The organism is Streptomyces sp. NPDC023157 (assembly GCF_055560575.1).
The window spans coordinates 812,442-826,737 of record NZ_JBVHIL010000002.1 but is presented as its reverse complement, the minus strand read 5'-3'; the positions used below and the strand labels follow the sequence as shown (position 1 = coordinate 826,737).

General features: G+C 73.6%; 16 protein-coding genes. 15 read left to right on the top strand and 1 reads right to left on the bottom strand.

The genetic code is table 11. The features are described 5' to 3' along the window. The first annotated feature begins 16 nt into the window (after positions 1–16). Positions 17–1,267 carry a serine hydrolase domain-containing protein gene (locus ACZ3ZE_RS09290; RefSeq protein WP_467258195.1) on the top strand — a complete coding sequence of 417 codons (1,251 nt, stop codon included), beginning with the start codon at positions 17–19 and terminating at the stop codon, positions 1,265–1,267. 98 nt (positions 1,268–1,365) lie between these two features. Here ACZ3ZE_RS09290 and ACZ3ZE_RS09285 read toward each other — a convergent pair whose 3' ends face one another. Next, positions 1,366–1,965 (bottom strand): carboxymuconolactone decarboxylase family protein, encoded by a 600-nt coding sequence (locus ACZ3ZE_RS09285; protein WP_361178557.1) that lies wholly within the window; start codon positions 1,963–1,965, stop codon positions 1,366–1,368. A gap of 113 nt (positions 1,966–2,078) precedes the next feature. Here ACZ3ZE_RS09285 and ACZ3ZE_RS09280 point away from each other — a divergent pair, with 113 nt between their 5' ends. The 14 genes from ACZ3ZE_RS09280 (at position 2,079) to ACZ3ZE_RS09215 (ending at position 14,291) form a co-directional block, all read left to right on the top strand. Continuing rightward, a complete protein-coding gene (locus ACZ3ZE_RS09280; RefSeq protein ID WP_361178654.1) occupies positions 2,079–2,771 on the top strand; it encodes an HAD family hydrolase in 693 nt (230 codons plus the stop codon). A 326-nt stretch (positions 2,772–3,097) separates the two neighbouring features. Further along, positions 3,098–3,898, top strand: a complete 801-nt coding sequence (locus tag ACZ3ZE_RS09275) for a hypothetical protein (protein ID WP_467258193.1) — start codon at positions 3,098–3,100, stop codon at positions 3,896–3,898. 84 nt (positions 3,899–3,982) lie between these two features. Beyond that, complete coding sequence (locus ACZ3ZE_RS09270) at positions 3,983–5,110, top strand: hypothetical protein (protein WP_363291660.1); 1,128 nt, start codon at positions 3,983–3,985, stop codon at positions 5,108–5,110. Between the two features lie 20 nt (positions 5,111–5,130). Next, the gene (locus tag ACZ3ZE_RS09265; RefSeq protein ID WP_055645540.1) at positions 5,131–5,523 is read left to right on the top strand and encodes a hypothetical protein; all 393 of its coding nucleotides are present in this window, start codon (positions 5,131–5,133) and stop codon (positions 5,521–5,523) included. A 2-nt stretch (positions 5,524–5,525) separates the two neighbouring features. Then, positions 5,526–5,801: a hypothetical protein gene (locus ACZ3ZE_RS09260; RefSeq protein WP_467258192.1), complete on the top strand. Its 276-nt coding sequence runs from the start codon at positions 5,526–5,528 to the stop codon at positions 5,799–5,801. A 3-nt stretch (positions 5,802–5,804) separates the two neighbouring features. Next, the gene (locus tag ACZ3ZE_RS09255) at positions 5,805–6,305 is read left to right on the top strand and encodes a hypothetical protein (RefSeq protein WP_361178548.1); all 501 of its coding nucleotides are present in this window, start codon (positions 5,805–5,807) and stop codon (positions 6,303–6,305) included. Positions 6,306–6,347: 42 nt separating this feature from the next. Beyond that, on the top strand, positions 6,348–6,710 hold the full coding sequence (locus ACZ3ZE_RS09250; RefSeq protein WP_361178546.1) for a hypothetical protein: 363 nt from the start codon (positions 6,348–6,350) through the stop codon (positions 6,708–6,710). Beyond that, complete coding sequence (locus ACZ3ZE_RS09245) at positions 6,707–8,404, top strand: hypothetical protein (protein ID WP_363291658.1); 1,698 nt, start codon at positions 6,707–6,709, stop codon at positions 8,402–8,404. The genes ACZ3ZE_RS09250 and ACZ3ZE_RS09245 overlap by 4 nt, the downstream gene beginning before the upstream one ends. After that, on the top strand, positions 8,404–8,748 hold the full coding sequence (locus ACZ3ZE_RS09240) for a hypothetical protein (protein WP_363291657.1): 345 nt from the start codon (positions 8,404–8,406) through the stop codon (positions 8,746–8,748). The genes ACZ3ZE_RS09245 and ACZ3ZE_RS09240 overlap by 1 nt, the downstream gene beginning before the upstream one ends. A 14-nt stretch (positions 8,749–8,762) precedes the next feature. Then, positions 8,763–9,161, top strand: coding sequence for a hypothetical protein (locus ACZ3ZE_RS09235; RefSeq protein WP_363291656.1), 399 nt, complete (start codon positions 8,763–8,765; stop codon positions 9,159–9,161). Positions 9,162–9,164: 3 nt separating this feature from the next. Then, complete coding sequence (locus ACZ3ZE_RS09230; protein ID WP_361178535.1) at positions 9,165–10,475, top strand: baseplate J/gp47 family protein; 1,311 nt, start codon at positions 9,165–9,167, stop codon at positions 10,473–10,475. Further along, on the top strand, positions 10,472–12,688 hold the full coding sequence (locus ACZ3ZE_RS09225) for a hypothetical protein (RefSeq protein ID WP_467258191.1): 2,217 nt from the start codon (positions 10,472–10,474) through the stop codon (positions 12,686–12,688). The genes ACZ3ZE_RS09230 and ACZ3ZE_RS09225 overlap by 4 nt, the downstream gene beginning before the upstream one ends. Beyond that, entirely contained in the window at positions 12,685–13,302 is a 618-nt protein-coding gene (locus ACZ3ZE_RS09220) for a hypothetical protein (RefSeq protein ID WP_361178530.1), read from the top strand. The genes ACZ3ZE_RS09225 and ACZ3ZE_RS09220 overlap by 4 nt, the downstream gene beginning before the upstream one ends. Before the next feature lie 11 nt (positions 13,303–13,313). Then, entirely contained in the window at positions 13,314–14,291 is a 978-nt protein-coding gene (locus ACZ3ZE_RS09215; RefSeq protein ID WP_361178528.1) for a hypothetical protein, read from the top strand. Positions 14,292–14,296 lie beyond the last annotated feature (5 nt).

The following is a 14,296-nucleotide window of genomic DNA, read 5'->3' as shown; positions in this document are numbered from 1 at the left end:
AAGCCGAGGATCCGCCGTGCCCCTGCCGTCGCACCGACACCTGGCCGCCCTGAGCGCCACCCTGATCGCCGCCCTCGCCGGAGCCGTGGCCCCGGCGCTCCCCGCGACCGCCGCCCCGGCGACCGCGGTCGCGCCCCCTCCCGCCCCCGCCCCCGCCCCCGACATGGACGGGGTGGCCGCCGCCCTGAACTCCGCGATGGCCCAGGGGGCGCCCGGCGCCATGGCCCGCTACAGCGGCCCCGACGGCGTCCGCAGCCGGACCGCCGGTGTCCGCGACCGCGTCTCGGGCGCGCCCATGGACCTCCACGCGCGGTTCCGCATCGGCAGCGTGAGCAAGACCTTCTCCAGCGTCGTCCTCCTCCAACTGGTGCAGGAGGGCCGTCTGGAGCTGGACGCGCCGGTCGACCGGTACCTGCCCGGCCTGCTCCCCGACGCCCGCATCACCGTGCGCCACCTGCTCACCCACCGCAGTGGCCTCGCCGACTACACCGACGCGATGTTCAACCAGACCGTGCCGGGCTTCGAAGCGGTACGGAACAAGGTCTTCGGCTACCGCGACCTCGTCGCCCTCTCCCTCGCCGAACCCCGCACCACCGAGCCCGGCGCCGCCTACGCGTACTCGAACACCAACTTCGTGGTCGTCGGCATGCTCATCGAGCAGCTGACCCGCCGGCCGGTGGCCGACGCGTACGAGCGCCGCATCCTCAAGCCGCTGGGCCTGCGCGGGACCTCGTACGTCCACCCGGACACCGCCATCAAGGGCCTGCACGTCAACGGCTACCTGCACCCCGACGAGGAGGGCGCGCCGCTCGTCGACTCGACGGAGCAGACGGTCTCCTGGGCCCAGTCCGCCGGCGCGGTCATCTCCACCCCGGCCGACCTGAACACCTTCACCGGCGCCCTGATGCGCGGCCGCCTCCTCTCCGCGCCGATGCTGGACGCGATGACGACGGTGACCCCCACGGACACCACGAACACCCGCTTCTACGGCCTGGGCCTGCGCCGCTACGACCTGTCCTGCGGCACCCAGGTGTACGGCCACACCGGCACGGTCCAGGGCTACTACACGTACGCCTTCTCGACCCGCGACGGCCGCCGCAGCCTGTCGGCCCTGGCCAACACCTCCAACCACGGAGCCGCGAACACGGCCCTCATGGGCACCCTGGACGCCGCCTTCTGCGGGACGAAGCCGGCCGGCGCGAAGCGGCGCGCGGTGTCGGGGGCCACGGGGTACGCGGCGGAGCGGGACCTGGCCGAGCGGCACTGACACACGCCGGGCCGACCGAGGCCTCAGACGCGGGAAGCGGGCCGCCCCGGATCGTTCCGGGGCGGCCCTGGTCCGCCGTTCCCGTGGCAGCGGCCCGCTCAGCCCGCCGCCGCGTCCTCCTCCGGCTGGATCCCCGCGAGCAGGTTGAACGCCCCCGTCAGCAGGTTGAGGGTCACCACCCCGACGACCTCCGCGATGATCCGGTCGCTCCACCCGTGCGCCCGCAGCTCGGCCACGTCCTCGTCGCCCAGGGCGCTCGGCTCGACGAGCACGCGCAGCGCGACCGCGATCAGCGCGGCCTCGCGGGCGTCCGTGGACGTGCCCTGGCGGGCCAGCTCGATGTCGCTCTCGCTCAGCCCGGCGGCCAGGGCGGCGGCCACGTGGGCCTCGCGGCAGGTGCCGCAGCCGATCCACTCCTGGACGGCGAGGGAGAGCTTCTCGCTCAGCGCCCGGGGGATCTTCACCCGCTTCATGGCCCGGGACAGGCTGAGATAGCCCTCGATGAGCGCGGGCGAGTGGGCCATCGTCGAGACCATCTCGCCGGCCGAGCCGTGCCGCTCGACGATGTCGGTGAGCAGCTCGCGCGCCTTCCCCGTGGCCTGCTCGGGCCGGAGCGCGGCCAGCCGCCGTGGCCGGCCCGGGGACCCGCCCCGCGCCGTGCCCTCCGCCGTGTCCTGAGCCTCGTCTTCCGTACGCACCTTGCCTCCTCCTCGGCACACCGCCTCGGTATACCCGTGGGGGGTATAACGCCGACTCGCCTCCCGGAGTTCCCGGCCGGGCGTTCTACGATCGGGGGGTGATCAAAGGCGTGATGTTCGACTTCTCCGGCACGCTGCTGCGTGTCGAGTCCACCGCGCACTGGCTGGACGCCGTCCTGTCCGACGCCGGCGTGGGGCTGTCCGGCGACGAGTTCGCCCACGCCGTGGAGCGGCTGACCCGGTACGGGGCGCTGCCCGGCGGCCCGGCACCGCGCGAGCTGCCGGCCCGGCTGCGGAAGCTGTGGGGCGAGCGCGACCTCGACGCCGAGCGGCACCGCGCGGCGTACTCCGGGCTGATCCGCGAGGCCGGGATCACCGAACCGGAGCTGGTCCGCGCCCTGTACGACCGGCACATGGACCCGGCGGCCTGGCATCCGTACCCGGACACCGCGCGGACGCTCGGTGAGCTGAGCCGCGGCGGGGTGCTGGTCGCCGTCGTCAGCAACATCGGCTGGGACCTCCGGCCGGTGTTCCGCGCGCACGGCCTCGACGAGTGGGTCGACCTCTACGCGCTCTCCTACGAGGTCGGCGTCCAGAAGCCGGACCCGGCCATCTTCCGGTTCGCCTGCGACGGGCTCGGGCTCGCCCCCGCCGAGACGCTGATGGTCGGCGACGACCGCACCGCCGACGGCGGCGCGCTGGCGCTCGGCGCCCGGGTGCACTTCGTCGACCACCTCCCCGTCGACCGGCGTCCCGACGGACTGCGCCCGGTCTTCGGGCTGCTGGGTGACGCCGGCCGCGCCTGAGGGGGTACCCGTGTTGACACCGGGGTGAGCCCGGCCTGAGGTGATGTTCCCTCAGGGCGCCCTGGAAGCAGGGGAGTTGACGTGGAGGCGGGCGGGCGTGCGCTCCGGCGCACAACCCCTCGCCCTGTTCGCGCGCTCGCCCGAAGGGGCGGGGGAGGCCCTCGAAAACACCGATCGGAGCGCAATCGCTCGATCGGTGTGTCTTCTCCTCCGCACGGAGTAGAAGCCCTTGTCGCGCGGTGTGCGGACGTGCGTCCCTATGTCCTGCCGCACGCCGGAGCCGCGTTCTCGCTCCGCGGTCCGCCGCGGCGCGAAAGGACGCGTGCATGGGTGTCATCCAGGACCGGGCCGTGGCCCGGCTCGCCGACCCGGCCTTACTCGGCGCGCTGCTCGAACCCCGCGCCCGGTTCCTCGTCGAGCGGACCCACGAGCTGGAGTACGAGCGGATCGACTCGGTGGCGGCGCTGCGGGTCCGCAAGGTCGCGGCCCAGTGGCCGCTGTTCCCGCTGGACTCCCGGCGGGGCAACTGGAGCCAGGTCGTTCCCGGCACGACCCTCGCCGACTTCTCCTGGTCGGGGGAGACCGCCGAGCCCGTGTGGATCGACGTCCTCGCCGAGCTGGAGATCGACGTGGTCGCCGAGACCGACCCCGGCGGCCTCGACTCCCTCGTGGTGAAGGCCGTCGACGAGTACGCCACCCTGGACGAGTTCCGCGCCCAGTTCCGCTTCCTGGACCTGGACGCGTTCATGCGCGGCCACGGCCTCGTCACCGTGGAGGACCTGCGCGAGTCCGGCGAGTACCTCCGTACCGAGGTGAAGCTGCGTCGGCCGCCCGTCTTCGACCCGGGGCATCCCGCCAACCGGCGGACCGTCGCCGTGGACGCCGCCGTGGTGGTCGGCGCCGCCGACGACGTCGCGGGGGCGGTGCGGGCGGCCCGACTGGTCGCCGCCGCGGCCCGCGACCGTCCGCTGTCGCCCGGGCCCTTCGGAGTGCGCGTCGCGCCGTACGCGCTCGTCGCCGCCTTCCCCGCCCCCGTACCGCCGCCGCCCGCCGAGCCGGGGCTCACCCGGGCGCAGATCGAGCGTCTGCTGGAAGGCGCGGGCATGGCGGCGGTGTTCCTGACCTGACGCGATCGCCGCCCGCAGGACCCGTCCGGGCCGCCGGTCGGCGAGCCCCGAAGACCGTCCCCGTTCCGGAAGGAAGCAGGTCCCATGCCCGACAGTCCCGTCCGCTACGTCCGCGTCAAGACCGAGGGCGTCCCCTTCGCCCCCGCCGTCCGTGCCTTCGGCAACGTCGGCATCATCGGCGTCGCGACCCCGCCGGCCAACCCGCCCGCGGACTTCCTCCCGCCCAACGTCCCCCACCTGTTCACCGACGTCAACGAGGCCCGCAGGATCGCCACCGGCGCCCTCGGCGAGGCCGTCGCGACGGCCCTCGTCCAGGAGCCGGGCCCCAGCGAGGTCTGGGGCGTACGGCTCGCCCAGGCCAACGCCTACGACGACGCGCTCACCAAGATGGGCACGGTCAACGTGCAGCTGGTCCTCTTCGCCGGCACCGCACTGACCCTCACCACCCCGACGGGCGGCCAGCCGACGCCCACCCCCGCCATCGTGAAGCTGGCCGAGCACGTCACCGCCCCCGTGGCCGACGGCATGGAGCGCATCGGCGTCGCGATGCTCGCCAAGGGCGCCGCCGACCCGGCCGTGGTGGTCGGCAGCCTCGTCACCGAGCGCATGGTGTACGTGGCGCACAAGAGCGACGAGGACGTCGCCGCGGCCGTCGCCGGCACCATCGCGGGCCACGAGCCGCACGTCTCGCTGCTCCTGAAGAAGGTCAAGGTGAGATCCGAGGCCTTCTCCGCCCAGGACCTCATCAAGCTGAACGGGTCCGAGGCCGCGAACGGACCGGCCGGCCAGGGCGTCAACTGGCTGGTCGACCCGCCGCTCATCCCCGGCGCCGGCGTCTACCTCGGCGAGGGCTACACCGGCGACCCCCGCGGCAAGAAGTACATCGACATCGTCCGCACCGTCGACGACATCACCTTCCGGCTCAAGGCCCGGCTCATCGGCACCATCGGCAACCTCCGGATCAGCCGCTCCGGCCTGCGCGGACTCGTCGCCGAGATGGAGACCGTCCTCGAACCCCTGCGCAGGGCCGAGGTCATCGAGGCGTACGAGATCGTCGTCCCCATCCTCGCCCTGCTCGACAAGCCGCAGCGCACCCCGACCGAGGACCAGCTCGTCCAGGCCGCCCAGACCGAACGCGCCGCCGAGGCCATGGTGCGGGTCGACTACGCGGGCGCGATCCACCGCATCAACATCACGCTCAAGTTCGACTGACCCGACCAAGGAGCCGTCCCATGTCCGACTGGAACACCCGGCTGGAAGTGAAACTCGCCGGCCGGACGATCTCTCCGATCACCAACTTCTCCCCGTCGTTCAACGTGCCCCACACGGTGATCCACAGCCTGGAGGCGGACGGCGTCGGCTATGTGCGCCAGCCCTTCACCTTCACCTTCACGCTCACCATCCCGGCCATCGCGTCGGCCGTCGCCGACCTCACCGAACTCGCCGTCAACGGCGGCGAGTTCGCCATCGCGGTCGCCGAGAAGAAGGGCAACGACTGGGCGTTCTCCTCGCTCAAGTTCAGCCGTTGCGTGGTCAGCGCCGCCCAGCCCAGCAACATCACCGTCGACGGCGTCCCGCAGGCCACCTTCACCTGCATGGCCCTCAACGTCGGCGTGGAGGACTGACCATGACCTCCGACGACGCCCCCGCCCCCGAACCGACGGCCCACGCCGGCGACCGGGTGGAGCGCACCGGCATCGCCCTCGTCCACGAGGGCGAGTACATCGTGCCCGCCCCCGGCAGCGAGGCCGTGGTGTCCCACCGGAGCGACGCCGGCCAGGTCGTCCACTACCACTTCCCCGTGGAGGTGGAGGTGGTCGGCGCCCTCCAGGACCACCACGTGCGGCGGATCGCCGCGCACGTCTTCGAGGAACTCGACCGTGAACTCGGCAGCCGGGGATAGCCCGTGGCGGACAAGGTGCTCGTCGGCACGATCCCCCTGCTGTACGTGCAGAGCATCACCATGACCGAGGGGTACCGGGTCGAACGGATCCTGGGCAGCCGGTTCTCCCAGGCCACCCAGCCGTCCACCAAGACCCTGACCGTCGAGGCGGTGCTGCTCGGCCCGGACCGGTTCGCGACGAAGAAGGCCCTGGAGGTGCTCGCGCTCACCTCACGGGCGCTGCTCTCCGCCGCCGGCCCGACCCTCGCCGCCACCGGCATCCCCGTCGTCTGCGGGCTCACGCTCAGCCTCGACATGCAGATCACCGACCTGCGGTTCGCGCAGAGCGTGCAGAAACGGGACGCCTTCGACCTGTCGATGACCCTCCAGTACGTGCCCCGCTCCAGCCTGAGCGCGCTGATCGGCGAGGCCGCCGACCTGGCGCTCGCCGCCGGGAGCGCCGGCGTCCCCTCCGTACCCGCCCCAGGATCCGTACCCCGCTCGCCCGGCCCCCCGCTCCCCTGACCCCACCCCCGACCAGACGCCCCGTCCCGAGAGGAGGCCCCGATGCAGGCGAGTCTGCCCGTCGACGCCGACGAAGGATTCCCCCAGTCCTTCCGGCTGCGCTTCGGCGAGCGCGTCTACCGGATCGAGCTGTACGTCAACGCGGCCGAGGAGACGGTCGAGGAGGCGGCGGCCGCGGGCGGAGTCCTCGACCTGCTCGGCGGCGGACCGTTCCTCGTGGTCGCGGTGGCCCGCGAGGAGCCCGCCGGACTCGTCCCGCTGGTGCGCCGCAAGGCCGTCCGCGACCTGCCCTGCCCGGCCGGCGAGCTCCGGCTCGTCTTCCGGGAGGCCCGCGTGGACGTCCGCAACCTCAACGGCACCGGCAGCTACGGTTCGAAGGTCCTCGCGGGGGTGTCCGCCCGATGAGCTTCGCCATCCGCTACAGCCTCACCCTCGCCGAGGAGAAGGCCGCCGAAGGGCCCGCCGGACTCCTCGGCACGGTCGCCGAGGCGGCGGGGCCCCTCTCGGCACTCGCCGGTCTCACCACCCTGCCGCTGAACGTCTCCAACGACGTCTTCGGCGGTTCGCTCGTCCTCGACGCCGACATCACCGTCACCATGGCCGAAGGCGCCGTCGCGAGCACCTTCGAGGCCGTCCTCGTCAACCTGCCCGCCGAGACGGTCAGGACGCTGCGCGCCGCCCTCGCCCGCCGGCCGCTGTCGGCCACCGTGCGGCTCGGCTACTTCGACGACCCGGCCGTCGGCCGGCAGCCCGTCATGGCCGGCCGTGTCGTCAAACTCGCCTCCTGGGTCGCCGAGGACGGCCTCAGCCGGGTCCGGCTCACCGGACAGGACGCCGGCGGCTACGCCCTGCGCATGACCTCGGCGAGCGTCCACCGGGCCGATGCGACCGACGCCCTGGACTTCGCCGAGAAGGTCGTGCACGCCGCCGGGCTCACCGTGGCCGAGAGCTCCAAGCTGGCCACGGAGCTCACCGACTTCACCGTGTGCAACCCCACCGCCCTCGACGCGCTGCGCCAGCTCGCCGACACCGCCCGCGCCCCCGTCGTCATCCGCGACCGGCTCGTCCTCATCGGCCCCGCCGTCGGCACCGACGACCCCGCCCCGGTCGCCTTCGACCCGGACGTCAACCTCGTCTCGTACGGCGACGCGCAGGGCGAGGAGACCCTCGTGGTGGCGCCCGGCGAGAACCGCCCGCCGACCCGTAACTCGATGAACCTGACCGTCCTCGGCCACCCCGACCTGCGGGTCGGCCAGGTCGCCACGCTCCGCGGACTCGACGACGCCCCCGCCGGACCGCTGCGCGTCAACCGGCTCGTGCACCGCTTCGGCGTCCGCACCGGTTACGTGTGCGAGGTCCAGCTCGTCGCCGCGGCCGCCGGGGAGTTCGTCGAGGCCGTCGACGGGGTCCGGGCCTTCACCGACCGTCTCGACGCCGGCGCCGAACGCGCCCTCCTCGCCCGCCCCTCCGTCGACGTCGGCGAGGTCAGCGGCTACCGGGCCGCGGGCCACCAGGTCTCGCTCCGCTACGGGCAGTCCCCGCCGCCGTCCATGAGCCTGCCCAGCGTCACCGGCCCGGTCGGCGACGACGTCCTGCTCGACAAGCCCGTCGCCGCGCCCTTCGCGTTCGGCCCGTGCGGACTCATGACACCCGTCTACCCCGGCATGCGGGCCCTGCTCGCCCACAACCGCAACCTCGTCAACGACGCCGCCGTCGTCGGCTACCTCTGGCCCCGCACCCCCGGCGCCCGCGCCCCCGCCCCCGAACCCGGCGACTACTGGCTCGCCCTGCCCACCGGCACCGACACCGACGGGCAGCCCACCGGCCCCGGCGTCAACGACCTCACCGACGCCAAGGGCGGCCGGATCGTCCAGGCCCGCGGCCTGCACATCCTCGTCGGCACACCGAAACTGCCGCAGGTCGGCACCCGCCCCACCCCACCCGACGACGACTCGATCACCATCGAGCACCACACCGGCACCACCATCGAGATCGACCCGGCCGGTGCCGTCACCGTCCGCACACAGGGGAGCGGGATCACCCTGACCAACGGGACCGTGAGCCTGTCCCTCGACGGCGCCTCGGTCCAGGTGACGTGATGCCCGAAGTCCTCACCACCGCCTCCGTCCTGAAGTGCGCCCACGGCGCCACCGTCCTCACCACCGCCTCGCAGAGCGCGCTGACCGTCGACGGCGCCCCCGCCTTGCTCGTCACCGACCTGCTCACCGCCACCGTCCCCGCCTGCCCCAACACCGACGTCAGCAAGGGGCAGGCGCCCTGCGTCAAGGTCACCGCGGTCAGCGTCGGAGCCAGCCGCCTGCTCAAGGTCAGCGGCACACCCGTCGCCCTCGCCACCGCGAAGGGCACCACCCAGGCCGTCCCCGTCCTCCCCTTCGCCTGGCAGGTCGAGGACGCGGGCCAGACCCTGCTCCGTACGGACTGAGGAGCCGCCAGCCCATGCCACCCCCCGCACCGCTCGAACCCCTCGGCCACAGCCTGCTCCTCGACGACGGCGACCTCGTCGTCCGCGGCACCGGCCTCGCCGAGGTCCGCGGCCTCGCCAACCTCGTCCAGGCACTGACCCTGCGCCTGCTCACCCCGTACGGCTCCGACCGCTGCGACCACCGCTACGGGCTCAGCGCCGGCGAGGCCTTCACCCACCCCGGCGGCGCCCGCGTCCTCAAGGACCTGCTGCGCCTGGAGATCGTCCGCACCCTGGCCGCCGATCCACGGGTGCGGGAGATCGCCGACGTCGTCCTCACCGAGGACCCCGCCGTCCGGCTCCTGACCGTCCGCGTCCTCGTCGAGGCCCTCGACGGCCGGACCACCGCCCTGACCGCCGAAGTGGAGGTGTGAACCATGACGTACGGCGTGACCCCCGACGGCTTCGTCCTCAAGGGTCTCGACGTGATCCTCGCCGAGAGCAAGGCCCGCACCCGGGCCGCCCTCGGCGCCGATGTCGACCTGTCGCCCACCAGCCCCCTCGGCAAGATCCTGGAAGTGGTCGCCCAGGAGGACGCCGAACTGTGGAAGCGGATGGAGGCCCTCTACTACGGGCAGTTCACCGCCACCGCCGACGGCGCCGCCCTCGAACTGCTCGGCGACGACGCGGGACTCGCCCGCCACGCCGCCCGCCGCGCCGGAGCCGTCGTCCTCACCCTGACCGGCGGCGTCCCCGGCCGGACCTATGTGGTGCCCGAGGCGACCGTCCTGCTCGGCGACGGCGACCCCGCCCGGGCCTTCGCCACCACCGCCCCCGTCGAACTGACCGCCGCCGCCCCCGCCCGTACCGTACGCGTCCTCGCCGTCGACCCCGGGGAGGCCCCGGTCGCCGCCGGGACCGTCGACGACGTGCACCCGGCGCACCGCGCCCAGTACCTCGCCGACTGGCCGCCCGCCGCGCTCGTCGTCACCAACCCGGCGCCCTTCGACGAGCTGATCCCCGAGGACGACGACGCCTACCGGGCCAGGATCATCGCCCTCCCGCGCGCCCTGTGGACCGTGGAGAGCGTCCGGCAGGCCGCCCTGGGCGTGCCCGACGTCCTCGACGCCCGCGTCAGCGACCCGCTCGGCGGCATCGACGTCTCCCAGGCCTACTTCGGCGGCTTCGACTTCGGCGGCCGCACCTTCAGCGACGAACGCCGGGTCGGCGAACCGTACTTCGCCGAGGTCGCCGTCGCCCACCGCGGCCTGCGCCCCTGGCGCACCCTGCCGGCCCCCGGCTCCGTGACCGGCGTGTACGAGCTCGTCCAGGCGGCCGTGGACCGCGTCCGGCCCCTCGGCGTCCACGTGAACATCGTCGAGGCCGACCACATCGACGTCGCCGTCCGCGCCGAGATCGTCCTCGCCGCCGGCTTCGACGGACCCACCGTCATCGGCCGCATCCGAGCCCGCCTCACCGCCGACATCGGCCGGCTCCGCCTCGGCGACGACGTCCTCTACGCGCGCGTGATGTGCGCCCTCGCCGAACAGCCCGGCGTCGACGACGTCCGCCGGCTCCATCTGCGGCGCTGCCCGCCCGCGTTCGGCCGCTTCGGCTTCGGCGGCGTCCTCTACCAGTTCGGCACCGTCGAGGCGGCCGTCGGCGAGTCCCTCGCCATGGGCCCCACCGAGATGGCCGTGTTCGCCGCCGACGCCGCCCTCAGCAGCATCGAGGTGGTCGGCCGATGAGCGCCCCCACCGTCCCGGCCGCCCCCGCCGCCCCGGAGGTCACGCCCGGCCCGCCCCGGCTGGCCGCCGCCGACATGGCCGCACGGCTCACCGCCCCGTTCGCGCGCGGCGCCGACCGGCTGCCGCTCGTGGTGCGGGGCACGGCCGTCGCCCCGTACGACTTCCAGCTGCACACCGCCCAGTTCGGCGTCACACCCCGGCCCCTGTACATCCTCCAGGCCCGCCAGGACGTCCCCGCCGGGACCACCGTCACCCTCGGCGTACGGGGCGGCCCGGCGCTGTCGCTGCCCCTGGCGGACGGACTCACCGCCGGCACCTCCGTCCCGCTCCCGGACGGCACCGGCATCCTCACCGGCATCCAGTCCGGCCTCGCCGGACCCCAGGAGGACTGGTGGCGGCTCACCGCCTTCCTCGGCACCATGGGCCGGCTGCTGTGGGCCGTCGGCTGGGAACGCGACCACCTGCGCCGACAGCTCACCCGCACCGTCGCCCAACGCTCCGTCGCCCACGCCTACGGCGCCCACCTCGACCGCAACGGCGCGGGCCTCGGCGTCGTCCGCGCCCCCGGCGAGACCGACGACGCCTACCGCCGCCGCCTCACCGTCGCCCGCCGCTGGACCCTGCCCACCCCCGCCGGCCTCACCGCCGCCCTCAACGACGCGGTCGGCCCCCTCGACGGCGTCGCCGACCCCCTCGTCCTCGACGACACCGACGCCGAACTCCGCCGCGGCCTGCTGCCGCTGCGGGTCGCCCCCCTCGACCTGCCGCCCGGACAGAGCGTCGACCTCCTCGGCACGATCGGCACCGACCTGCCCCGGCCCCCCGTCGAGGAGGTCTTCCACCCCGGCCTCCTGGTCGCCCTGTCGCCGCACGCCGCCGAGTCCCGCCCCCTCCCCGGCACCCCCGACCCCCTCCTCGTCCAGCCCGTCGTCTCCGCGGCCATCGCCCGGCTCAACCTCTTCGCCTCGCGGTCCGTCGTGCACGCCGGGTACGACCCGACGGCCGCCGACGCCCGCGCCACCGGCCGCGCCGTCCTCCTCAGCCACGACACCATCCCCGCCTCACGGATCGCCGCCCTCGCCCACTGGTCCGGATTCGACCTGGTCACCCACCGCCCCGACGGCCTCGTCTACGCCGAGTGCGCCCCCGGCGAGCTCCTCGGCATGGAGACCGGGGACGGCACCCTTCCCGTCGACGGGACGACCACCCTCTCCGTACGGCCCCTCACGCCGCCGCCCGGCTCCCTCGTCCGCTGGTACCTGCTGCGCGGCGGCGCGGGCCGCGGTGAATTCGTCGGACCCGCCGAAGGCGCCTCCGTCGACTTCCGCGGCAAGGCCGCCGGCCGGATCGTCGTGGTCGCCGAACTCCGTCTCGCCGGCCTCACGGCCTCCGCCACCCGCGAGCTCGTGATCCGTCCCGTCACCGTCGCCGACAACACGGCGATCGGCGCCGACGGCACCCTCGACCCGGACCCGCCCTCGCCCATGCCGCCCGGCGAGGGCCTCCACCCCGCCTTCCTCGTACGCCACGACGACCCCGCCCACGCCGAGTACGGGACGGACGCGGAGACCCACCGGATGCGCCGCGAGGTCGCCGAACACCTCGACGCGCTGATCGCCCTCGTGCCCCCGGCCACCACCGGCAAGCTCGTCGTCCGCAGGGACCTGAGCGCGACGGCGTCCCCCCTCGCCAAGGAGGCACGCGAACTGCGCCTCAGCCACCCGGGCCTGCCCCCGGGAACGCTCGGCGCGCTCGCGCACCGGGCCGGCTTCAGCTACGTCCGCGTCGCCGGAGGCGTCGTGACGGTCTCCCAGGAACACCAGGACCCGGTCAGGGTCACCGTCCCCGGGCTCTTCCGCGACATCCTGCCGATCGGCACCACCGTGCCCCTGACCGTGACCCCCTCGCCCGCCGAGATCGGCGCCGCCGGAGTCCTCGGCTGGTCCACCGGCGACGGCGCCGCCGCCCTCCTGACCACCGCCCCCGGCACGATGTCCGTCCGCGGCGAACACGGCGGCCCCGCCTGGGTCCAGGCCGCCTACCGCGTCGGCGACAAGACCGGCCCCTACCAGCTCACGGTCCGGCTGCGCCCCGAACTCACCGGCCACACCCTGCCCCCCGCCACCCGATCCCTGATCATCCAGCTCCTCGACGACCTGCGCCCCCTGGGCGTCGAGGTCGTCACCCGACTCCTGCCCGGAGGGAACCCGTGACCGACATCGTCTTCAGCCCCACCTTCAAACACGTGGCATGGGTGGACAACCGCGACCGCGTGGCCGCGAGCGGGCAGAACGGCTTCAACGTGCGCTTCGACTCGATCCAGCGGGACCTGGAGAACCTGTCGAAGGTCGTGGGGCAGATCGACACGGGGCTGAAGGCGGTGGGGCAGCGGCCGACGGTGAAGCGGCTGCTGTCGCTGCTGCCCGCGTTCGCGCCCGTGCGGAGCAAGACGCCGTGGGTGCTCCAGTCGAACGGCGTGGCGGTCCGGGCCAGCGCGGCCGACACCGACCTCGGGGGCTTCCTGGCCATCGCGCCCCCCGACGGCGTCCAGCTCCTCACCCTCCGCGCCACCGGCACCAACGCGGGCAACGGCAACCTCCAGGTCACCCTCTTCCGCAACGCGCTCACCGTCTCCGGCACGCCCGAGCCGATCGCCCAGGTGCAGTGCTCAGGCGGCCCCTTCGGCGATCCCCAGCCGGTCCAGCCCGACAAGGCCCGGGTCGACATGTCCCGGTTCAACTACTTCGTCGGTGCGGGTCTCGTCGACGCCACCGAAGGTGGCGCCGTCTTCATCACCAGCGTCCAGCTCTCCTACAACGTCGACTGAACGGAGCTCACGTGACCGACAACCTCTACATCCCGGTGGAAGACACGGACGGCGGAACACAGCGCCCGTATCCGCCCAACCCGAATCCGTCGTGGAACGGGGAGAACCTGCGGTTCAACTACAACGGGATCCCGGACGTCAAGGCGTACATCGGCAAGGACAACCCCATCCTGGTCCGGGTGAAGAACAAAGGCGACCAGCCGATGGACAACGTCACGGTCCAGGCGTACGTGTTCCAGTCCGGCTTCGGGTTCGGATACCCGGGATACGCGATCCACAGGTGCGACATCGATCAGCCGAAGCAGACGGTCGCAGCGCACAGCATGGCCACCTTCTTCATGAAGGAGCCCTGGAAACCCGGGGACACCGACGGGGCGCCCGACAAGCACTTCTGCCTCCTGGCCAACGTCTACCAGGACCAGGCGGGCGGTGAGGGCAAGCGGCTGCTCTACGAGGACCCGAACGCCGTGCTGGACGTCGACCACAACCAGCATCACGGCCAGTGCAACATCGTGGTGGCACCCGCCTCGCAAGCGCCGCCCGGCAGCGGCGGCACCAGCTCCAAGGTGCCCACCACGACGTTCCCGCCCCGCGGCGGGAGCGCCGAGTTCTCGGTGCGCGCCGAAACCGTCACGACGAAGCCCGACGAGAGCCAGCTCGCCCTCCTCAGGGTCCGTCCCGGCGTCGTACCGGGCGGTGGGGCCGATGCTCTCGGGGGTCTCAGCCTGACGACCTCCAAGGGACCCGTCCCGATCACCCTCGGCACCGGGACGCCCGCCTTCGAACTCCGCTCGGAGGTCATCCCCGGACTCGACACGCCCTTCCGGTTCTCGGAGGGCCGACGGGAGCCGATCCCCACCGACATCGAGGTCCGGCTCCCCGAGGGCGCCCCGCTCGGCAGCCTGCACGTCTTCGACGTCGGCCTGCGGACCGAGCGGGGCGACCTGGCCGGCTCCGGGCTCCGCGTCATGATCCTGGTCACCGAATAGCCCCG